18 protein-coding genes are annotated in these 22,409 nt (G+C 57.3%); 7 read left to right on the plus strand and 11 right to left on the minus strand.

Annotated features, from left to right (window positions below):
* Window positions 1-207 precede the first annotated feature (207 nt).
* From recC to rppH, 9 genes are all read right to left on the minus strand, one after another.
* Window positions 208-3,579, minus strand: coding sequence for an exodeoxyribonuclease V subunit gamma (gene recC, locus BVU99_RS03915; protein WP_099817550.1), 3,372 nt, complete (start codon window positions 3,577-3,579; stop codon window positions 208-210).
* 32 nt (window positions 3,580-3,611) lie between these two features.
* Complete coding sequence (locus BVU99_RS03920) at window positions 3,612-3,965, minus strand: prepilin-type N-terminal cleavage/methylation domain-containing protein (protein ID WP_099817551.1); 354 nt, start codon at window positions 3,963-3,965, stop codon at window positions 3,612-3,614.
* On the minus strand, window positions 3,958-4,404 hold the full coding sequence (locus BVU99_RS03925) for a YgdB family protein (protein WP_043139853.1): 447 nt from the start codon (window positions 4,402-4,404) through the stop codon (window positions 3,958-3,960). The genes BVU99_RS03920 and BVU99_RS03925 overlap by 8 nt, the downstream gene beginning before the upstream one ends.
* Window positions 4,401-4,988 carry a prepilin peptidase-dependent protein gene (locus BVU99_RS03930; protein ID WP_099817552.1) on the minus strand — a complete coding sequence of 196 codons (588 nt, stop codon included), beginning with the start codon at window positions 4,986-4,988 and terminating at the stop codon, window positions 4,401-4,403. Before BVU99_RS03930 ends, BVU99_RS03925 begins: the two co-directional genes overlap by 4 nt.
* On the minus strand, window positions 4,982-5,485 hold the full coding sequence (locus BVU99_RS03935) for a prepilin peptidase-dependent protein (protein WP_025304064.1): 504 nt from the start codon (window positions 5,483-5,485) through the stop codon (window positions 4,982-4,984). Before BVU99_RS03935 ends, BVU99_RS03930 begins: the two co-directional genes overlap by 7 nt.
* 174 nt (window positions 5,486-5,659) lie before the next feature.
* Entirely contained in the window at window positions 5,660-6,454 is a 795-nt protein-coding gene (gene thyA / locus BVU99_RS03940) for a thymidylate synthase (RefSeq protein ID WP_025304065.1), read from the minus strand.
* Between the two features lie 7 nt (window positions 6,455-6,461).
* On the minus strand, window positions 6,462-7,334 hold the full coding sequence (gene lgt / locus BVU99_RS03945) for a prolipoprotein diacylglyceryl transferase (protein WP_016929919.1): 873 nt from the start codon (window positions 7,332-7,334) through the stop codon (window positions 6,462-6,464).
* 222 nt (window positions 7,335-7,556) lie between these two features.
* On the minus strand, window positions 7,557-9,803 hold the full coding sequence (gene ptsP, locus BVU99_RS03950; RefSeq protein ID WP_043139841.1) for a phosphoenolpyruvate--protein phosphotransferase: 2,247 nt from the start codon (window positions 9,801-9,803) through the stop codon (window positions 7,557-7,559).
* 12 nt (window positions 9,804-9,815) lie between these two features.
* The gene (gene rppH / locus BVU99_RS03955) at window positions 9,816-10,343 is read right to left on the minus strand and encodes an RNA pyrophosphohydrolase (protein WP_099817553.1); all 528 of its coding nucleotides are present in this window, start codon (window positions 10,341-10,343) and stop codon (window positions 9,816-9,818) included.
* A 696-nt stretch (window positions 10,344-11,039) separates the two neighbouring features.
* Here rppH and mutH point away from each other — a divergent pair.
* The 4 genes from mutH to BVU99_RS03975 all read left to right on the plus strand — a co-directional run bounded on the left by mutH (window position 11,040) and on the right by BVU99_RS03975 (window position 14,163).
* Window positions 11,040-11,726 carry a DNA mismatch repair endonuclease MutH gene (gene mutH / locus BVU99_RS03960; RefSeq protein WP_099817554.1) on the plus strand — a complete coding sequence of 229 codons (687 nt, stop codon included), beginning with the start codon at window positions 11,040-11,042 and terminating at the stop codon, window positions 11,724-11,726.
* Window positions 11,727-11,826: 100 nt separating this feature from the next.
* Window positions 11,827-12,543 (plus strand): TerC family protein, encoded by a 717-nt coding sequence (locus BVU99_RS03965; RefSeq protein WP_025304068.1) that lies wholly within the window; start codon window positions 11,827-11,829, stop codon window positions 12,541-12,543.
* A gap of 155 nt (window positions 12,544-12,698) precedes the next feature.
* Window positions 12,699-12,917, plus strand: a complete 219-nt coding sequence (locus tag BVU99_RS03970) for a YgdI/YgdR family lipoprotein (RefSeq protein WP_099817555.1) — start codon at window positions 12,699-12,701, stop codon at window positions 12,915-12,917.
* A 205-nt stretch (window positions 12,918-13,122) separates the two neighbouring features.
* Window positions 13,123-14,163, plus strand: coding sequence for an NADP(H)-dependent aldo-keto reductase (locus BVU99_RS03975; protein ID WP_099817556.1), 1,041 nt, complete (start codon window positions 13,123-13,125; stop codon window positions 14,161-14,163).
* A 33-nt stretch (window positions 14,164-14,196) separates the two neighbouring features.
* Here the strand turns inward: BVU99_RS03975 and lplT are convergent, their stop codons facing one another.
* On the minus strand, window positions 14,197-15,381 hold the full coding sequence (gene lplT / locus BVU99_RS03980; RefSeq protein ID WP_049206117.1) for a lysophospholipid transporter LplT: 1,185 nt from the start codon (window positions 15,379-15,381) through the stop codon (window positions 14,197-14,199).
* Complete coding sequence (aas, locus tag BVU99_RS03985) at window positions 15,381-17,534, minus strand: bifunctional acyl-ACP--phospholipid O-acyltransferase/long-chain-fatty-acid--ACP ligase (protein ID WP_049206118.1); 2,154 nt, start codon at window positions 17,532-17,534, stop codon at window positions 15,381-15,383. The genes lplT and aas overlap by 1 nt, the downstream gene beginning before the upstream one ends.
* A gap of 929 nt (window positions 17,535-18,463) precedes the next feature.
* Between aas and BVU99_RS03990 the strand changes: the two genes are divergently transcribed.
* The 3 genes from BVU99_RS03990 to BVU99_RS04000 all read left to right on the plus strand — a co-directional run bounded on the left by BVU99_RS03990 (window position 18,464) and on the right by BVU99_RS04000 (window position 22,396).
* Entirely contained in the window at window positions 18,464-19,153 is a 690-nt protein-coding gene (locus BVU99_RS03990; protein WP_144334748.1) for a hypothetical protein, read from the plus strand.
* Between the two features lie 112 nt (window positions 19,154-19,265).
* Window positions 19,266-19,976, plus strand: coding sequence for a fimbria/pilus periplasmic chaperone (locus BVU99_RS03995; RefSeq protein ID WP_043139824.1), 711 nt, complete (start codon window positions 19,266-19,268; stop codon window positions 19,974-19,976).
* An 8-nt stretch (window positions 19,977-19,984) separates the two neighbouring features.
* Window positions 19,985-22,396 carry a fimbria/pilus outer membrane usher protein gene (locus BVU99_RS04000; RefSeq protein WP_043139821.1) on the plus strand — a complete coding sequence of 804 codons (2,412 nt, stop codon included), beginning with the start codon at window positions 19,985-19,987 and terminating at the stop codon, window positions 22,394-22,396.
* Window positions 22,397-22,409: the final 13 nt, after the last annotated feature.

The following is a 22,409-nucleotide window of genomic DNA, read 5'->3' on the forward strand; positions in this document are numbered from 1 at the left end:
CGTCGCTACGCCCACTCCCTGACGTTGGCGACGTGCATCAAAACCACATAACCAAATCGGTACTCGCCGGGTTCTTCGCCAATGTGGCGGTCCGAACACGGCGGGTATATGCCTGTACGTTATGTCAGACCGGGAATTACCCCAATGGTTGAATATAACCTTCGTTATTTTTACCACCTCCCGCTGCACAGCACCACCGGGGGATTGTTACCCCAGGTTATGCCGCGCCACCGGCAGCAGATAACGCTCTGTTTCGGCCAGAATTTGCGCCAAGTATTCATTATCCAATTGGCGGAATACTCGCTGCACGTAGGGATCTTCCCCTTCTCCGGGAATGCGCTGATCGCCCTGCCAGGCCTGCAGCAATTTGGCGCGGGCCTTAATTTGCGCGTCTTCCTCCCAGTCGATTTGCTGCGTTTCCGGCAGATAGCACTGGCTCAGCCACGCCCAGCCGCTCTTGTTCAGCAACAGCAGCGGCTCACACAGACCGCGTTGATAGCCCGCCAGCAGTTCCGCCAACTGCGCCTGCGCCTCTTCTGGCGCCAGCGCGGCAAAGCGCCAGGCGGAGTTCTTGCGGCCATACATGCGGCTCTCGCCGGTGCCGCCGGCACAGCAATACACCAGGTGCTCCAGCCACAACAATATGCCGTCCACCGCCGACAGCGTAGCGGGCCGCCAGCGCAACAGGCCGTCATCCTGCACCTGGTGCAGCCAGCCACTGAGGCGCACGCCGGCGATATCGATATCCAGCTCCAGGCTATGGCTCTGCGCCCGTTCCGCACGCACCTGCTCGGCCAGTTCGCTCATTTCTTCCTGCTGCTTTTGCCAATAAATTTCGCCGAAGGCGCCATAGGGCAACCCACCGGCGGCGCGCACCCGCTGGAATAGCCGCTCGGGATCGTCGCCGTCGATAAGCGTATTCAGCAGTTGACTGTTGAACTGGTAACGGCTGAGGTTATCCAGCGTGAAGGGTTCTTCGTCCGGCAACTCGGTCTCTTCCAGGATAAAACTGACGCCCAAGCGCAGCTGGAAGAAGGCACGAATCGGATGGCGATAAAACCGCAGCAGCTCATCCAACGCTATTTGCTGCAGCGCTTCGGCGGGCAGCGGCTGGTTGAACGCCGGATGCGCCGCACCGCGACCATCGGCGGCGGGCAGCCACTCGGCGGCATAGCTTTGCGCCTCCGAGCCCGGCAAGAAATTCTCGGCGGCGAACGGCATGCGCGCATGCCACTTCAGCAAGTGCTCGCCCACTAGGCGGGCGCTGTCGTCTGCACTAAGTTCCTCGTCTCCCGGCAGACAATAGCTTTGCTCCAGGTACTCCAGCAGCTCGGTGACCAGCACCGAAGGATAGCGCGGGCTGTTGTCCTGAATGGAACGGCCGATGAAGCTGATATACAGCCGCTGCTGAGCGGACAAAATCGCTTCCAGGAACAGATAGCGGTCGTCATCGCGACGGCTACGGTCGCCACGTTTGACCTGCTGCGCCATCAGATCGAACCCCAGCGGCGGCAGCGTGCGCGGATACACGCCGTCGTTCATGCCCAGCAGGCACACCACCTTGAACGGAATGGAACGCATCGGCATCAGCGTACAGAAGTTGATTTGCCCGGCGAGGAAGCGCTGACTGATGCGTTCCTGATCGAGGCGCGCCGCCAGATCGTCACGCAGAATGGTCAACGGCACCTCGTCGGGATAGCGCGCCGCCAGGCCAAAATTGATGGCCTGCTGCCACTGCTGTTCGATCAGCGCCAGCACGACTTCAGTGTCACTATCCGCGGCGAAGAAGGCATCCAGCAGTTGCCGGCACAACGGCAGCCACGCCTCGAGCGGGCGCGCTTCGCTCAAGACTTGCCGCCAGTGGCTGAGCTGCGCCAGCAGGTCTGCCAACTGCCCCGCCAACTCGGCGGCCAACCCGCTCGATTCGTCGTAAGGTAAAATGCCCTGCCAATCGCCGGCATTGCTGTCCATCGCGTAGCCAAGCAGCATGCGCGTAATGCCGAAGCGCCAGGTATGCTGGCCAGTGGCGGGCAGATCCAGTTCGCGCACGTTATCGTCGTCCAGGCCCCAGCGAACGCCGGATTCACCAACCCAGTGACGCAGCAGGCGCAGCCCCTCTTCGCCGATGGCGAAACGGGTAGCCAGGGCAGGCACCTCCAGCAGCGCCAGCACCTGTTCCGAGGTAAAGCGGCTTTGCGGCAAATCGAGCAGTGAAATGAACGCCTGCAGCGCCGGATGCGCCTGCCGCGCTTTACGGTCAGAAATGGCGAACGGCAGGTAGCGCTCGGCGGGGGCGTTGCCGAACACAGCCTGAATATAAGGCGTGTAGCTGTCGATATCCGCTACCATCACGATGATGTCGCGCGGTGTCAACGACGGATCCTGCGCCAGCATGGTCAGCAGTTGATCGTGCAGCACCTCCACTTCCCGCTGTGGGCTGTGGCAGGCGTGCAGGCTGAGGGAGCGGTCATTCTCATCAAGCGGGCGTTTGCTGACGCTGCTTTCCAGCGTTTCCGCGGTAATACCGATCACCGCATGATCTTCCAACTCCAGCATGTCGCGCTGAACGGCGTGCAGCATGGTATCCGCCGGGATATCGACAAAGGCGTCGACCTCTTGCGCCCCTTCCATCTGCGACAGCAGATAGAGATGATCGCGCCCCAGCTTGCCCCAGGAGGCCAACAGCGGGTTGCTGAGCTGCTGCTGGCCTTCGGCGTCAAACAGGCGCGCCGCGTCATCCGGCTCGCGGAACAGCCCCTGCTCACGAGCCTGGTGGTAGTGACGGCGTTTACGGCTCTGCAAGCGGGCCAGGAAAGCGTAATCCTGAATGTCGCCCCAGTAATAACGACAGGGGTTGGTGAACATCAGGTGGATATCGATATGCCGCCCCAGCGCCTGCAGCGCCTCCAAATAGACCGGCGGCAACGCCGAGATGCCGCAGATAAACACCCGCGGCGGCAAACCAGGCGGGCACGTTTTTGCCTGCTCCAGCGCGTGGATAAAGCGGCTGTACAGATTAGCGCGGTGCCATTCCGGCTGCCCCAGTTCGCGCGTGTACTCTACCAACCGCGCCCAGAGCGGCGCCTGCCATTGCTGAGCCTCCGCCAGACCGTCGATGCGCTCACCGCGCTGCCAACTCTCCAGCCACTGCGGGCGATAAACCAAATATTGGTCGAACAGGTCGGCGACCCGGCCGGCCAGCTGATGAATTTTGCGCTTGTCGCCGTCATCGGTCAGATAGTGCTGCAGCGGCGCAAACGCCGGTTGGGTCAGCATCTCTGGCAGCAACCACATCAGCTTCCAGGTCATGGCGTCCTTGCTGAAGGCGCTCTCTTTCGGGATATCCGGCAGCACCCGGGTGAACATGTCCCAAATAAAGGTCGCCGGCAGCGGAAACGCGACATTGGCGGCGATGCCGAACTGTTCCGCCAGCTGCATCTGCAGCCATTGCGCCATCCCGGGGCTCTGCACCAGTACCACTTCCTGTTGAAAAGGATCGGCCAACGGATCTCTGGCTATCAGCGCGCTGGTCAGCGTCTTCAATAAATCCAGCTGATTGGAATGATAAACCGTGAACATGAACGCTCCTTTAAAACAAAAAACATACCGGCTCAAAAACGGGTGCAATACCAACGGCTCAGCGTTGCCCACTGCCGCTGCGGCGTTTGAACCCTGACCGTCAATCGACGGCAATCACTCTCCGCATCGTCAAGCGCCGCCTCACGTCGCCAGCCTTCCGGCGGTGGTTTGGCATCGAGCCGCCCGGTGACGGCGAACGCTTCCAACTGCTGGTGCGCCAGCGCCCAGGCTTGCCGGTAGTGCCACTGGCGCTGAAACGACTGCAACAGCACCTGATGATACTGTAACAAGCCAAGCAGCGACACCGAGAACAGCAAGGCTGCCACCAATACCTCCGGTAGGCTGAAGCCGTTGCGGGATAGCCGCCCTGCGCGAGCGTTAGCCATCGCAGTCAGCCAGCCTTTTCTCGGGGCAAAAATCCAGCCGCCCCCCTGGCTGCGCTTGCACCTTGCCAGCAGCCTCTGCATCGTCAAACACGCCCCATTGATACAGCCAAAGCGGCTCCCCCCCGTGCATCTCACCAAGGCCGCGTACCGTCACCACCCCCGCTCTGGTAGACAGCCGGGCGCAGGCCGTCAATTCCACGCGCTGCCTGCATAGCCAGGCCGCTGCACTCAGCTCGGCGCGCGGCCAGCGCTGGCTCATCCCCCAACTCAGCGCCGAAGCGGCCTGATTGTAAGCCTGAAGGTAACGCTGCTGATCGGCGGCCAGTAACAGCGCGTTATCCAATTGCCGATGCTGAGCATTGAGCAACATCAGCCCCAGCGCCAGCAGCAACATCACCGCCGCCAGGGTGCTACCGCCTCGCTGGGTGCGCCGCTTCATGGCAGCGCCGCCATTTCGACGCTCCCGCTCAGACTGCGCCTGATACGCGTATCGCTGGTGGAGCGCCCCGTCAGCGTCAGACGAGCCAACGCTGCGCCGTGATCGCCCCGCTCTATCGCCACATGAAACCGCTCAATGCGCACTTCGCGCACTTCGTCATGATCGAGCAGCCGCTCCCAGCCGCCGCCATCGCATTGGCTTACGCCGCGCTGCCCTTCCAAGCCGCCATTGCGCAGCCGATAACCGAAATAGCCTGCATCCTCGCCCGAGGTGGGCCATTGCCCGCTGCGGGTGATGTCGTAAGCGACGATAACGCAGCTGCCCGCCGCTTCTCCCGATGCCTGGCCGATCAGCAACGGACGGCCTGCGCACTGCCCGGCGCAAAAACCGGCGCGGCGCAGATCTTTCTCAATGCCGAACGCCAGCTGGCGCAGCGTTGACTCCAGCCGAAAGTGCTGACCAACGGCCACGTTCTGCTGGCGTAACAGCGGGTAAGTTTTTGCCGCGCCAAGCGCGATCACGCTGCCGAACACCAGCGCCAACATGACCTCCGGCAGAGTAAAACCGCGTTCGACAGTCAGCATGGCGCGATCCCCCTTATCCGGAGCCCTTCGCTGCATAAACGCAGCCGCCCTCGGGCAGACAGCACTAGCCGCAGGCCGCCTGCCTCATTGCTGAGCTGGATATGCCCCGCCTGCGCAGTATTGCGCAAACCGTAAAACCCGATTTCTTTGTCGGTATAACCGCTCAGCGCAACGTCGCGATAAAACGGTGAAAAAACGGGGCCTTCGGCTGAACCACAATCCGGCGGCGGCACGCCACCGCCCAGACACCAGGGCGTGCCGCTCTTGAACCACAGCAGCGTCGTGCGGTTACGCCAGTTGGCGTCCGCCTGCAATCGCAGCAAAAACGCCAGCAGTTGTTGGGCCGTGTGTTCCAGCCGCAGCGCTTGCTGATGATAGCGCCATTGCCCGACGCCCCAGCCGGTAAGCATGCCGGCGATCAATATCGCCGCTAACAGTTCAATCAGCGTCATGCCACGCTGGCGGTCATCAATGTTCGAGAGAGTCTTGTCTTTCATGCGGCCAGTGTAAGGGCCGTAACAAAGCGGTAAAGCCGTATGCGCAAGCCTTGCGGCAAGCTGCGCAATGTTTTCTCAGTAGTGACAAGTGGCGACAATAAAATGCGGCGCAGTGCGCAATGCGGATAAAAAAAGGGGCGCAATCGCTGCGCCCCTGGTGTGATGCGGTTAAGGTCAGATCGCGACCGGCGCCTTGATGGCCGGATGCGGATCGTAACCTTCGATCTCGAAGTCTTCGAAACGGTAATCGAACAGCGAAGCCGGCTTGCGTTTGATCACCAGTTTCGGCAACGGACGCGGTTCACGCGTCAGCTGCAGCCGCGTCTGTTCCATGTGGTTGCTGTACAGGTGGGTATCGCCGCCAGTCCAGACGAAATCACCCACTTCCAGATCGCACTGCTGCGCCATCATGTGCACCAACAGCGCATAGCTGGCGATGTTGAACGGCAGGCCCAGGAACACGTCGCAGGAACGCTGGTACAGCTGGCAAGAGAGCTTGCCGTCCGCCACGTAGAACTGGAAGAACGCGTGGCACGGCGCCAGCGCCATCTGGTCCAGCTCACCGACGTTCCAGGCGGAAACGATGATGCGGCGCGAATCCGGATCCTGCTTCAGCTGTTGGAGCACGTTGCTCAGCTGATCGATCTGACGACCATCCGCCGCCCCCCAGGCGCGCCACTGCTTGCCGTACACCGGGCCGAGATCGCCGTTTTCATCGGCCCACTCGTCCCAAATGGTGACCTTGTTGTCACGCAGGTAGGCGGTGTTGGTATCGCCGTTCAGGAACCACAACAGCTCATGAATGATCGAACGCAGGTGACATTTTTTCGTGGTCACCAACGGAAAGCCATCCTGCAAATTGAAACGCATCTGGTGGCCGAAAATCGACAACGTGCCAGTGCCGGTACGGTCGGCTTTAGGAGTGCCCTCGGCGAGCACCTTGTTCATCAAATCCAGATACTGTTTCATTTGTCCCTCACGACAGTTGTTGCTGCGGGCGACGACGGTACGCCCAAATCATCATAATAATACCGGCCACCACCATCGGGATGGACAGGATCTGCCCCATGCTGATCACGCCGTCGAACAGGCCAAGCTGGGCATCCGGCTGGCGGAACGCTTCGACGATGATGCGGAATGCGCCATAACCGATCAGGAACAGGCCCGATACGGCACCCATCGGCCGCGGCTTGCGGATGAACAGGTTCAGAATGATAAACAGCACCACGCCTTCCAGCAGCAGTTCATACAGCTGGGACGGGTGACGCGGCAGTACGCCGTACTGGTTCAGCAGCGGCAGCAGAGAAGGATCGGCGGCGGCGAGGGCCACGTCTTCGCTGCGCGAGCTTGGGAAAAGCATCGCCCAAGGGGTGTCGGTAGTCACGCGGCCCCACAGTTCACCGTTGATGAAGTTGCCGAGGCGGCCGGCGCCCAAACCGAACGGGATCAATGGCGCGATAAAATCGGAAACCTGGAAGAAGGTGCGTTTGGTACGACGAGCGAACCAGAACATCACCAGAATCACCCCCATCAAACCGCCGTGGAACGACATGCCGCCATCCCAGACCTTGAACAGATAGAGCGGGTTATCCAGGAACAACGGCAGGTTGTAGAACAGCACATAGCCCACGCGGCCGCCGACGAATACGCCCAGGAAACCGGCGTAGAGCAGGTTTTCCACTTCGTCTTTGGTCCAGCCGCTGCCCGGCTTGTTGGCGCGGCGCACCGCCAGCCACATGGCAAAAACGAAGCCGACCAGATACATCAGGCCGTACCAATGCAAAGAAACCGGGCCAATGGAGAAAATGACCGGATCAAATTTAGGAAACGCCAGATAGCTATTGCTCATCTATCACCACAACATGTCTGTTATTTTTCCCCATGCGGGGGCGGCAGGTGCCAAACGGCGACGGACATTACCTCGCGCCTTGCAAACGGCAGCATTGGCCGCTGCGGTTTGCAAGACGACGAACATGCGTCGCGCTGAGGTTGCGCATCATAACATAGGCTTAGCGTGGTCCGGGCCGGCAGCGCGGGAAAAGTTCTGTAAAAAAATCACATCGCGCGGCGATTATCTGCCGCCGCGAATCAACCCGCCCATGCCGCGTCGCTCCATAAACGCCGCCACCAAATGGCGCACTTCCGTGGTCATTTGGGTGTTCAACACCCGGAGCGCCAACACTTCCGCGTCGGCAAGGTCGATATGTCGCAGCAGGTATTTGATGCGCGCCACGCTGCGGCCGTTCATGCTCAGATTGCGATAGCCCATGCCCACCAGCAACAGCGCGCCCATCGGATCGCCGGCCAGTTCACCGCACAGGCTAAGCTGCAGCCCGGCCGCTTTCCCCTGTTCGGCGATCAGCTTCAGCACCTGCAGCATCGCAGGATGCAGACTGTCGTACAGCGAGGCTACCCGCGTGTTGTTGCGATCCACCGCCAGCAGGTACTGGGTCAAATCGTTGGTGCCTACCGAGATGAAGTCGACGCGCCCGGCCAAATGCGGGATCAGGAAAATCATCGACGGTACTTCCAGCATCACGCCGATTTTCGGTTTCGGGATCGCGTAGCCAAGCACCTCTTCCACCTCGCGCCCGGCGCGGTCAATCAGGCGCTTGGCCTCATCGACCTCTTCCAGGCTGGTGACCATCGGCAGCAAAATGCCCAGGTTGCCGGTGCCGGCATTGGCGCGCAGCATGGCGCGCACCTGTATCAAAAAGATCTCCGGCTGGTCCAGAGTGATGCGAATGCCGCGCCAGCCCAGGCAGGGATTTTCTTCGCTGATCGGCATGTAGGGCAGTTGCTTGTCGGCGCCGATGTCTAGCGTGCGCAACGTGACCGGTTTGTTGGGGTAAAGCTGCAACATACCTTGATACTGCGCGACCTGTTCTTCTTCGGAAGGGAAACCGCTTTGCAACATGAACGGAATTTCAGTGCGGTACAATCCCACGCCGTCCACCCGGCCGCCCAACAGCTGTTCATGTTCCGGGCTGAGGCCGGCGTTCAACATCACCTGAACGCGTTCGCCGCTTTTCAACTGCGCCGGCTGTTCGACGTCGTCTTCCGCCAGCTTGCTCAGTTCCTGTTCTTCGCTGATCAGCCGTTGGTATTCCTGCACCAGCACCGGCTCAGGATCGACCAGCAGTTCGCCGCGATACCCATCAACGATCAGCAGCCGCTGGCTGAGCAGAGAAGGCTGGATGTCGGCGCCCATCACCGTCGGCACGCCCATCGCCCGCACCAAAATCGCCGCATGCGAGTTGGCGGCGCCGTCGCGCACCACCACGCCGACCAGGCGATCCTGCGGCACTTCGGCCAGCAATGTCGCGGTCAGTTCATCCGCCACCAGCACAAAACGCGCCGGCCACTGGGTGGCGCCCTGAGTGGTGTCGTCGAGGTGGAACAGCAGGCGCTGGCCCAGCGCGCGCAGGTCGCTGCCGCGCTCGCGCATATAGGTGTCCTGCAGTTTGGCGAACTGTTCGGCAAAGGCTTCTATCACCTGCTTCACCGCCCATTCCGCCACCGAGCCGTTATCAATTTCGGCGAACAATTCGCGCTTGAGGCGGGCATCGTTTAGCAGGTGAGAATAAAGATCGAAGATCGCCGCGCTCTCTTTTTGCGAGCTGGCGGCAAAACGCTTGCTGAAGCGACGAAATTCGGCGCCGGCCTCTTCCAGCGCCAACGTCAGGCGCTCGCGCTCGCTGGCGGTGTCCAGCGTCGACGCGCGGTAAACCTGATCGAGCGAAGGCTGGCTGCTGTCCTGCCACCCTTCCGCCACCGCCACGCCGGGCGAGGCCGCCAGCGCGCGCACGCGCGTTTGGCGATACTGGCCGAAAATGGCGTTAAGCTGCGACTGTGACAGGATCCCGGCCATCTGCGTGGCCAGGGTGACCATGAAAGACTCTTCGCTTTCGTCGAACTGGCGCAGCTCACGCTGCTGCACCACCAGCACGCCCAACAGCTGGCGCCGGTGAATGATTGGCACCCCGAGGAAGGATCGGAAACGATCCTCTTTCACCTGAGGGACATATTTGAAACTGGGATGGCTTTGAGCATCGGCCAGGTTGATAGGCTCGGCCCGGCGGCCGACCAACCCGACGACGCCCTCGTCAAACGCCAATGCGATAGTGCGCCCGCGCGGCTTTTTCAGACCGCGCGTGGCCATCAGGTAGTAGCAGCGGCGATCGTTGTCCGCCAGGTAGATGGAACACACTTCGGTGTCCATCGCCAGACAGGTTTCATTGACCAGCAGATCCAGCGCATCCGTCAGACTGGCCGCCGCGGCCACCTTCTCTACAATTTCTCGCAAGCGCGTGAGCATAGTCGGCTTAACTTAACCTCTCTTTCGGCGATAAGCGGGGGCCGGCCGCGGCGCCGCCTGCTCTTGCATCGGCATCACGGTCACGGCGAATTCTTTCATCACCCGGCGGTAAACGTCGCGTTTGAACGACACCACCTGGCGCACCGGATACCAGAAGCTCACCCAGCGCCAACCGTCGAACTCCGGCGTGCTGCTGCGCTGCATATTGATATCAGCGTCATTGCACAGTAGCTGCAACAAAAACCATTTTTGCTTTTGGCCGATACAAACCGGCTTTGTGTCCCAACGCACCAAACGTTTCGGCAATTTATAGCGCAACCAGTTGCGGGTCGAAGCCAGGATGCGCACATCCTTTTTACTCAGCCCCACTTCTTCGAACAGCTCACGGTACATCGCCTGCTCCGCAGTTTCGCCAGGGTTAATCCCACCTTGGGGAAACTGCCAGGAGTGCTGACCGTAACGGCGGGCCCATAAGACCTGCCCCTGACGATTACAGATTACGATACCAACATTCGGGCGGTAGCCATCATCATCGATCACCGGACTACCTCGATAAGCTTAAATTCGCATAGATGTCCTGATTGTTTCACACAAGCTACAGGCGGTAAACCACTGCTTTACGGTGCTGCGGGCCGGATAACATTGGGATAACTCACAGATATAGGCAAAGTTATAAACATACCCCAGCCTTTTAAGCCGGTTTTATTCACTTTTTCTGTGGATAGGTGTGTGCAGAACTCGAGGGATAAGCCGGTAAAACTCTCACACCCTCAAATATCCCCTCATACCGAAAAACACACATTTACTTTAAAAACATATAATTAACCAACAACACACAATGGTGAACAGGTCAAAAATGTGATCTATGCACGGTAAGGATCTTACCCTGGCGAAAGATCCACCAACGCCGTTTTTATCCACAGATTATGCGGGCAAGTTACGCACAAAACGGACAAATTCGTAAAAAACCGCCTGAGTCAAGGCTGTAAATTGAACCAGTGATCGGCAAAAATTTGGGTTATCCCATAAATCTGTGGATAAATAGGTGTAAGATCCTGTTTATTGTCGGTGGCTTCAGGTGAACAAGCCCCGTGAGTGTATTGTCGGCCACGTAAGGAAAGAAAAAAAGTCATGTAAAATCATGCTACTATTATTCTTTTCCCCAGGCGACAGCGGTTATCGCTCGCCGCGTATAATTGCAGTACATTTTTCAACCAAATTCGACAGGCTTGATTTATGGCATTTTTATCCCCTTTGCCGCCCCCGCCGGAAAATGAACGGCAGCTGTTCGAGCGCGCTCAGGCGCTGGCCGGCTTCAGCTTTGGTGAACTGGCCGCCCGTGCGCAATTGCCGATCCCCAAGGATCTGAAACGCGATAAGGGTTGGGTGGGCATGCTGCTGGAGCTGTATCTCGGCGCCATGGCCGGCAGCAAACCGGAACAGGATTTTCCCGAGCTGGGCATTGAGCTGAAAACCATTCCTGTCGACGCCGCCGGCAAACCGCTGGAAACCACGTTTGTCTGCGTCGCCCCGCTCACCGGCAACAGCGGCGTCACCTGGGCCAGCAGCCACGTTCGCCACAAGCTGGCGCGCGTGTTATGGATACCGGTAGAAGGCGAACGGCAGATCCCGCTGGCCCAGCGCCGCGTCGGTTCGCCGCTGCTGTGGAGCCCGAGCGCGGCAGAAGAAGAGAGGTTGCGCCGCGATTGGGAAGAACTGATGGATCTGATCGTGCTCGGTCACGTAGAACGCATCACCGCGCGCCACGGCGAAGTGCTGCAACTGCGCCCCAAAGCGGCCAACAACAAGGCGCTCACCGAAGCCATCGGCGAACAGGGGCAACCTATCATGACGCTGCCGCGCGGTTTCTATCTGAAAAAGGGTTTTACCGGCGCGCTGCTGGCAAGTCATTTCTCAATCTAGGCGATTTCGTTTAACTCTGGTTTAGCTAACCCTGTCAGCGCCGCGATAAACGCGTATAATTCACACTTTGCATTTATTTAGTATTAAGGTGTGTCGGGCAATGTTCGAATGGATTATGGATCCCAATGCCTGGTTAGCGTTAGGTACGCTAACCATTCTTGAGATCGTACTGGGTATTGATAACATCATTTTTCTGTCGCTGGTGGTGGCCAAGCTGCCCAAAGCGCAACAGAACAAAGCTCGCCGGCTCGGGCTGGCCGCCGCCATGATTATGCGGCTGGCGCTGTTGGCCTCCATAGCCTGGGTGATCCGCTTGACGCACCCGCTGTTCACCGTGCTGGATCACTCTATTTCCGCCCGCGATTTGATCCTGCTGCTGGGGGGATTGTTCCTGATCTGGAAAGCCAGCAAAGAGATCCACGAAACCATCGAGGGGTCGGAAGAAGAGCACCACACCAAGGTGCACAGCTTCTTCGGCGCGATCGTGCAAATCATGCTGTTGGATATCATCTTCAGTCTGGACTCGGTGATTACCGCCGTGGGCCTCTCCGACCATCTGTTCATCATGATGGCGGCGGTGGTGATCGCCGTCGGCGTGATGATGTTCGCCGCCCGGCCGATCGGCGAATTCGTCAATCGCCATCCGTCGGTAAAAATGCTGGCGCTGGCGTTCCTGATCCTGGTGGGCTTCACGCTGATGCTGGAAAGCTTCCAGGTGCACGTGCCGAAAGGCTACATCTACTTCGCCATGTTCTTCTCCATGTCGGTAGAGGCGCTCAATCTGATGCGCAGCAAGAAAAACCGTTCGCCGGAATAACCCTACGCGGAGGCCGCCATAGGCGGCTTCCGCCGTTTCGTTGCCCCCTCATTTCACTTTTTCTTATCAGATAAAGACTTATCTGAGACGCCCCCGGCCAAGAGTTTGCTAATCTTGAAAGAACATTGTTTTCTGCATAATCGAGGATCCGCAGGATGAAAAAGTGGGTAATAGCAGTGTCTGCGCTGGTGATGGCCGCCGGTTTGGCGGGATGTTCCAGCGACTACGTCATGGCGACCAAAGACGGCAACATGATCCTGACGCAAGGCAAACCAGAGATCGACACAGACACCGGACTCATCAGTTATAAAGATGAGAAAGGCAACCACCGCCAGATCAACGGCGATCAGGTTTCCCAGGTTATCGAACGCTAATCACCGCCCGCCGGCTATCGCCCGCTCGAGCGCGGTAGCCCTCATTCGTGTCCGCACGGAATCCGCTTCCCCCATCTTCACCGCTTGGTTATAGTCAGGAAAGGCGACATCGCCGCCCGACGGACTTTGCGCCGTCTTCTGAATTGGGCTCCTGTTTCACCGGGCCGCACGGCCCGTCAGCGCTAACAAGAAAGGAAGGCCGTTAATGCAATACCACCGTATTCCCCACAGTTCTTTAGAAGTGAGCGTGCTGGGACTGGGCACCATGACCTTTGGCGAACAGAACAGCGAAGCCGACGCCCATGCGCAACTGGACTATGCATTGGCCGCAGGCGTGAACCTGATAGACACCGCCGAACTGTACCCGGTACCGCCCCGCCCGGAAACCCAGGGCCTGACCGAAAGCTATATCGGCAGTTGGATCAAAGCGCGCGGCAATCGCGAAAAAATCGTCCTGGCCAGCAAAGTCTCGGGCCCGGTGCGCGGCACCGACAGCAGTATCCGCCCGCAGCAGGCGCTGGATCGCAAAAACATCCGCGCCGCGCTGGACGCCAGCCTCAAGCGGCTGAATACCGATTATCTCGATCTTTACCAATTGCACTGGCCGCAGCGCGCCACCAACTGCTTTGGCAAACTCAACTATCAATACACTGACGACAAAGCCACGGTCACGCTGCTGGAAACCCTGGAGGCGCTGACCGAGCAGGTGCGCGCCGGTAAAATTCGCTATATCGGGGTTTCCAACGAAACGCCCTGGGGCGTGATGCGCTATCTGCAGCTGGCGGAGAAACACGAGCTGCCACGCATCGTGTCGATCCAAAACCCGTACAGCCTGCTGAACCGCAGCTTTGAGATTGGCCTGGCCGAAATCAGCCAGCACGAAGGGGTAGAACTGCTGGCCTATTCCAGCCTGGCGTTCGGTACGCTGAGCGGTAAATACCTCAACGGCGCTAAACCGACCGGTGCGCGCAATACGCTGTTCACCCGCTTCAATCGTTATTCAGGGCAGCAAACCCAGCTGGCGATCGCCGAATACGTGGCGCTGGCCAAAAAACACGGGCTGGACCCTTCGCAGATGGCGCTGGCCTTCGTGCGTCAGCAGCCGTTCGTCGCCAGCACCCTGTTGGGCGCCACCTCGGTGGAGCAGTTGAAAATCAACCTCGACAGCCTCGACGTGATTCTGGATGAGGACGTGCTGCAGGCGCTCGAAGAAATCCACACCCGGTTTACCATTCCGGCACCTTAATACCCTGAGGGCGCAGCCAGGCTGCGCCCCGTTTCACCGCCGCTGCGACCACCACAACGCGCAAATCGCCAGCGCAAACACCACGCCAAACCCTACGCCGACGCCCACTACCGGCACGCCCAGCTTCACGACCAAAGAATACAGGCCCAGCATCAGCAACATGGCGGCGTTTTCACCCAGGTTTTGCACCGCGATCGCATTGCCGGCGCCGACCGAATGTTTGCCCCGCTCCTGCAGCAACGCATTGAGCGGTACGACGAAGAAGCCTCCCAGCATGCCGATGATCGCCAGCAAGACGTAGGCATTGAGCATGGTCGTTTGCAGCGCAAATACCGCGACCGCGACGCCGATCAGGATCCCGGCCGGCATACAGCGTTTCACCGTCTCCAGCGTGACGAAGCGCGCGGCGGTGCCGGCGCCCACCACGATGCCGACGGCCACCATGGCGTTCAGCAGCGTCGGCGTAGCATTATCGGCAATACCCAGCGCCACCGGCACCCACAGCACCAACAGAAAACGCAGCGTCACGCCGGCCCCCCAAAACAGGCTGGTGCCAATCAAGGAGAAACGCGTCTGCCCATCGCGCCACAGCGTAACGCAGGCGGTAAAGAAACTGTTCGTCATGGCCCGCGGCCGCCATGAAGCCCCCGGGCGCGCTGCCGCCAGACGCGGAATATACAGGTTGGCGACCACTGCCCCCGCATAAACCAAGGCGCAGGCCGCCAGCGCCGCGACCACATGCCAGTCCGCCAGAATACCGCCGGCCACCGAACCGGTCAGAATGGCCGCGATGGTCGAGGCTTCGATCAGGCCGTTAGCCTTGACCAGTTTCTCGCCGCTGGTGATCTCGCCCAGAATGCCGTATTTGGCCGGTGAATATGCGGCGGCCCCCACGCCGACCAGGCTGTAACCCAGGAACGGGTTCCCCCCAAAACAGATCGCCAACGCCCCCGCCAATTTCAGGGCGTTGGCGAACATCATCACCCGCCCTTTGGCAAAGCTGTCGGCGATCTGCCCGACGAATGGAGCCAGAATGATATAGGTGGCGACGAAGGCCATCTGCAGGATCGGCTGGCTCCAGTCCGGATACAGCTGCTGCTTGATCAACGCCAGCGTGGCGAACAGCAATGCATTGTCGCCGAACGCCGAGAGGAACTGCGCGCTGATCACCGCGATCATGCCGCGTGACAACAAAGGGGATTCGGTCGAAGGATTCATCAGGCACTCTCCGGCTGTTCGGCCATATGACGCAGGGTGACGAAATCGGGTTTGCCGCTGCCGAGCACCGGCAGCGTTTTCAACAGGCGAATATCGCGCGGCACCGCCAGCTCCGGGCTGCCCAGCTCGCGCGCCACCCGCAGCAATGCCTCGCGGGTAATGGCGGGATCGGTGGTGAACAGCACCAACGCCTCCCCCTTGCTGCTGTCGCTTTTGACCGTGGCGGCATGCAGCTTTTCCGGCGACAGCCGTTGCGCCAGCAGTTCGACGCTCTCGAGCGACACCATCTCACCCGCCAGCTTGGCGAAGCGTTTCACGCGGCCGCGAATGGTGCAGTAACCCTGCTCATCCAGGCTGACGATATCACCGGTGTCATACCAGCCCGGCTGCAACACGCCGTTCGCATCTTCCGCCGCCGGCGGTTCCAGCTCACCGGGGCGTTCAACCCGCAGATAACCTTTCATGATATTCGGCCCCTTCAGCTGCAGACGGCCGCCGTTATCGATGCCCGGCACCGCGATCAGACGCGCCTCCATCTGCGGCATGATGCGGCCGACGGTGCCCACCTTGGTCGCCAGCGGCACGTTGATCGAGACCACCGGCGCGCACTCGGTCACGCCATAGCCTTCCAGAATGCGGATGCCGTATTTGTCCTGATAGATCTGTTTGGTGCTGTCCGCCAGTTTCTCCGCGCCGGCCACGACATAGCGCAGGCGGGCAAAATCATACGGATGCGCGAAGCGCGCATAGTTGTTAAGGAAGGTCGCCGTGCCGAACAGCACCGTGCAGTTACGGTCATACACCAGCTCCGGCACCACGCGATAGTGCAGCGGGCTGGGGTAGAGGAAAATGCGGCTGCCGGTGAGCAGCGGCGTAAGCAGCCCCACCGTCAGGCCGAACGAGTGGAACAGCGGCAGCGACGACATGAAGCGGTCGCGCGGCGTGAAATCGGCGATGGTGCGAATTTGTTCTACGTTGGCCAGCAAGCTGGCGTGCGAATGCACCACGCCCTTGGGGTGGCCTTCAGATCCAGACGTGAACAGGATCAGCGCCGCGTCCTCCGGACGTTGCGGCAACGCCGCGCGCTGCGGCTGCAGTAAGTGACGCAGGATCCACAGCTTATCCGCCAGCGTGACAGTGTCTTTCAGATCTTCCAGATACACCCAGTTAGCCTGCGGCACCTGTTCCGGCAGGTGGGTCAGCTTGCCCTTCTCCAGAAACTGGCGCGAGGTGACGATGGTCTTGATACCGGCGGCCGTCATCGCGCTGTTCAGGCCCTTGGCGCCGGCGGTGTAGTTGAGCATCGCCGGAATGCGATTGCGCAGCGAAGCGCCGAAGATCGCCGCCGCGGTGATAGTGGCGTTCGGCAACAGCAGCCCGACGTGTTCCCCTTCGGCGGTAAAGCGTTGCAGAATGCGGCTGACACCCAGCGATTTTTTGATCAGCGTCTGGTAGCTGTCTTCTTTGAAAGCGATGTCTTCGATACACGGTTTTCGGCGCCCATAGCGGTGCTGCGCCGCCAGCAAGGCATGGAACAGCGTCTGCGGTTCGCGCGTGTCCATCCGCGCTCGCATCATAATCTGCATCAGCCGATCGCCCGCCAACGCCCGGCGATCGCGCGCACGCGGCGCCTCCGGCATCGGCAGCGTGGTCGGCGGCAAGATGCGAATGTTGATTTGCGGGAACCAGCGGATCTTGAACACCCCAGCCATACGGCCGAACGGGCTGAATTCGGGGCCGTCGATCCGCACCGGCACCACGGTGGCGCCCGATTTGGCGGCGATAAACGCCGCGCCGTCGTAGATTTTCATCAGCGCGCCGGTCACGGTGATGCGCCCTTCAGGGAACACCACGATCGGCCGTCCCTGTTCGACCATCCGCACCAGCTGCTTGATGGCCATCGGCTTGGTAGGATCGAGCGAGACAAAATCGATGTAAGGTCGCAGCCAGCGCATAAACCAGCTCTCGCCGATGCTGGCGTAAACCGCAAACACCGGTTTTATCGGCAGGAATAGCGCCAACAGCACGCCGTCGAGGAAAGAGACGTGGTTCGGCGTAATCAGTAATTTTTGCCGTTCGAAGTGCTGGACGTCCCCTTCGACCCGAACCCGAAACAACAGGCGAAACAGCGCGCGCAGCAGTGAAAAGATCATGCCCTTCTCCCTTGGCCATGGAAGCGTAAATCGTTGTAGGGAAAAGAATACTATATGGCAGGCAAAAAAAAACCTACGCATCCGCGTAGGTTGGTGCAATTGAAAATGGCTTCAACATACAGAGTATGCTGATTTCTCACCAATCAATACCTCTGGGATCACCTACTCTAGAGAGATGTCGTGCAGGAAACTACCGCCGAATCGCAAGAGTTCTGCTCCAAATGCAACCAGCTGTAAATTTCCCGCGTTCTGTTGTAATAACTCAATGAAACTTAAATAATCCTCACGACGGAAAGATCAATAATGATGCGTCATCCGCAGGAAGCGAGTGAGGGGAGCAAAAAGACCATGCGCATATGCAGGTAAGTGCAGCACATGAGGGTTCGGCCTAATCGAGACTGAAGCAGATCCTTTAATCCCTCTTGTATCATCCACGCTAAAGAAATCAATTACGAAAACTATTCTCAAACGCAAGAGCCAAGTTAGACGTGATATCCAACGTGTCATTTTGATCAACGTATGCAATGCGTTTTCTTGCTTTTCAAGCACGGCAACAATAAAAAGACAAAGTCAAAAAGCGCCAGCTAACAACAGAGCCGCCTCCAGACCTTGCTGTTATCGTGATCTCACGGCAAAAGTGCGCACCGAGGATAATTAATTATTAATAATTAAAAAAACCGCAAGCAATAAAACCTATGCATTAACAACCGAACAGAATTAATAATTAAAATTGAATAACAAAAATCTAACAATCAGAATATAAATCTATTTTGATGTAAATTTTTAGCAGAATATTGCAAGAATTGAGATTGAAAAATAAAATAACCCTGCATTGAATCGCTAGTAAAAAATTGCGACATCCTTGCTTTATATTTTCAAGCAATACGACTTTTATTTATTTAGTGGCATATTCTCAGAAGGAAATCTGAATGAAGAAATATTTATTTTTAGCCCTGCTACCTCTGTCGTGCACGAGCGTACTGGCCGCAAAAACAGCCAGTACGTCTGTAAATTTCTCCGGAGAAATTTACAATAACACCAGCTGCAGTATTGCTGCCAACACCAATAGCATTGATCTTGGCCGCCATTCCAGCGAAGCTTTTGATAAAGTAAATCCTGTCCAGTTGGAAGGCAACGGCATGGGCAGCATCCCGTTCACCGTAAACTGCACGGCACCGACCAACATGGGTATTGAAGTTACCAGCGCCAGCGGCGATGCCGATTATCAATATATGGACAGAAGCTTCACCGCATCGCTGGCAAAAGACGCCAGCAATAAAGATATCGCCGTGCTGGGCCTTGCACTGTCAGATATCGCTATGGATGGTGAAACCGTGCGTGCGGCGCTGATTCCTGAAGGCGATGATATTTTCGATTTAACCAATGTAACTGACGGTGCAGATCACGAACAGGCTATGTTCTCTGTTGCCTCAGGTAATCGCTTTGCGGTCACATCAGATGCTAATTACGACAACATGGCGATCGGCCAGAATCTGAGCGGCACATTCAACTACCGTTCATTCCTTACCCCGCTTAGCTACATTGATGATAAAAGCATCCAAATGCAAGATAGCATTGCATTGCAAGCTTCTGTGAATCTTTCGGTTCACTACCTGTAATCACCAGGTGGGGACACTTCGCTGTTCCCACTTATTTCAGCCTCTTTGTTTGGCAAAACATCTTAACGTCCTTTGACTAGAGTTCGTTATTCTCCGCTATTCAGGAAATAAAATGAAAGGTCTCATCCATTATCTCACCGCAATATTTATATTGCTTATTCCATTTTATGGTCAAGCAACCATTAAACTGGAAAAAATAAGCCTCTTGGTCAATCAAGAGAAAGGAGAGACAACGGTAAGAGTCGATAATATCGGTAATTATCCTGTGTTGCTATTCTCATCCGTTGTTAAAAATGCATTAAGCAAGCAAGGAGAAGATCCCTTATTCATTCTTTCTCCGCCAGCCGCGCGTATTGATCCGGGTAAATCTCAGCTGGTACGCGTCATGCTTGCCAATCCATCGGGACTTGATAAAACCCGTCAGCAAATGCGCCATATCTATTTCCAGGAAATTCCCGATATGGGAGAAAAAAGCAACCAGCTTAAGGTGAATACTCGGCATCGGGTCGTCGCTATCGCCACGCCCTCCGCGCTGGCGGAAAACAAATCTCCCTGGCAAACCTTGCATTGGCAACAAAATGGGCATTCTATACAAGTCAAAAATCTCAGCCCTTACGTTGTCAGGTTAGCCCCTACCATCACCGTACAACCCAGTAACCAGCAGTTTGTTTTAGAACAACCTTATTTGCTGCCTGGGCAAACGATCGGTACACGTAAGAGCGATAGGCTTACCAGCCCCCCCTCCCGTTTGCACTTCACGCCAATCAGTAACACGGGGCGCGCCATACCCGATATCACGGTCAACCTTGCCCCAATCCAGTGAGGCAGCCTTTGAAATTGCATATACCGCTACGTCTGCTGGCGTTTTGTCTGCCTATAGGCTATGCCTCGACCAGCCTGGCTGACTACGATATTGAAATGATGCGCGCACTTGGATTACCCAGTGAGATTGCTGATTACTTTTCCTCTGGAGCGAAATTCCCCGCAGGAAAACAAGCGTTATTCATCAACGTCAACGGACAAAATCATGGACGGCATGAAGTCAACATAGACAAACAAGGCGAATGGCAATACGACGCTGAACTCGTAGAAAGCCTGGGATTACACCCCTGCAAGCTCAACACTCAGGCAGAAATGCTGATGAGCCAATGTTATCAAGGCAGCCGCATCGACAATGAAACCGGTAATAATCAATTGATTTTGCTGTTGCCCGAGCGCTATATCCGTCGACAACCGGCGGACTATGAATTTGGCGGCCATGCCCTGATGCTGAATTATACCGCGAGCCGATTCGACAGCCAAACTCACAGCAGTGATTATGCGGCGTTGGAAACCGGCTTCAACAGCAACAATTGGCTGTTTCGCCATAATGGTACCTATAACAAGTCAGAACGACATCAGGGGTACACGCCTTATAATAGTTATCTGCAGCGGACATTGACGGATCACGACGCCATGATGCGTTTGGGACGAGCGACGTTATCAGATTCGCTTTACAGCGGCATTACCTTAGATGGCCTGCAATGGCTGCCTGACTCGTCGCTGTCATTGAGTCAACGCAGTGATGTGCCGGTAGTCGAAGGTATCGCCGAGAGCCAAGCCAAGGTTGAGATTTTTCAGAATGGCAGATTAGTTTACGCCACGCAGGTGCAACCGGGCACTTTCCGCCTGACTGATATCCCTGCGCAGTTCGACGCAGTCGATTTGTCCGTCACCGTCACGGAAAGCAACGGTAGCCGCAAACAATTCATCGTCCCTTATCTGACGAGCTCAGGACGCTCTACTCCCCGCCAGGGCAGTTACTCCCTTGCTCTCGGGCGCACTCACAGCCTGGCAAAAAGCACAGAAATGCCTTTCATCACTGGCTCATTCTCTTTGCCATGGCTCAACCACCACCAGGTGAGAGGGGGAAGTTTCCTCAGCCGCGATTATCGCGGCATCGCCGCCGGTTATAGCGTTGCCAATAGCGATTATCGTTTTACAGCCTTGAGCCACGTGGCGCAGTCGTCAAGCGGAAAGGGCACGAAGCTGCAGCTGAATAGCGCATTGCCCCTGATAAAAAACCTTAAGCTGAACGCCGGTTACAGCATCCAGTCAGAGCGATACCGCTCGCCCACACAGCTCCGTTCTCCGCGTAAAGATGACGGCGAAGGAACTTATTGGCCTGTATCGCACGGTGAGTCATCTTCACACCAACGTCAAAGCTACAGCCTGGGCCTAGGCTGGCACCATAAATACATCGGAAATCTATCTTTAGGCGTTACACGCGCTGAAGGCGGAGATAAGCAACAAAATCAACGAGTCTACGCCTTCTGGAACCGTCAATTTGGCGCAGCCACCGTTGGCATTAGCCTGGAAAAAGAGCGCAGCCGCGAGGTTCGCGATAACGATACCAGGGTGTTCGCCACCCTTTCATTACCGCTGGGAAAAAACCGACGTTATAGCGCCAATATGATAAGCAACGGAAGAAATCGTAGCATCAGCAATTCGCTTTCCGGCCAAGCGTTGAATGGCGATCTGGCTTATGGATTCAATGCAACACAGGACACCCAATCCAACAACGGCACCTACTCAGGCAATGTGAACTATTTGAGTCCGTTCACAACGCTTTCCGGCAGCTATAGCCATCTGTCAGAAAATCAGCAGGCATTTTACTACAGTGCCTCTGGCTCCCTGGTGGCAGACAGTAGCGGGCTAACGCTCTCACCACAGAAAATCGGCGATACCTTCGGCGTCTTGTCGATACCGGGCCTCGCCGGAGTCAGCGTGTCTACGCCAGGCGGCAAGGTGAAAACCTATGGCAAGCAAGGTAAGGCGGTCATCCCAAGGCTGCGTGAGTATCAACCAAGCCTGATTAACGTAGACACAAGCACCTTACCTCCCGGTGCCGATATCGATAACGGCGTGCGCAAGATCAATCTGGCACGTGGCAGCGTTAAACATATCAATATCGATGCCATTAATACATTGCGGGCCATTGTCCAGATTAGCTATGCAGACGGCACCAGACCCGCTATCGGCAGCATGATTTTGGATGAACAACAACGAGTGGTCGCTTTTACCAATGATCAGGGCGCAGCCTTCATTGAACATCAGAAAGCACACCACGCGAAGAACGATGCGTCCTCACAACGCTTCAGCATGAAAAATTCGTCGGGACAGGCATGTTATTTCACAATTGCTGCAGACACCTCTTCCCGCAATCGTGCCGGTATCAGCCACTCCGAAGCCGTGTGTCGCTAAACGTTCATCGATA

Source organism: Serratia sp. OLAL2 (assembly GCF_002752475.1).
Classification (GTDB): Bacteria; Pseudomonadota; Gammaproteobacteria; order Enterobacterales; family Enterobacteriaceae; genus Serratia; species Serratia bockelmannii.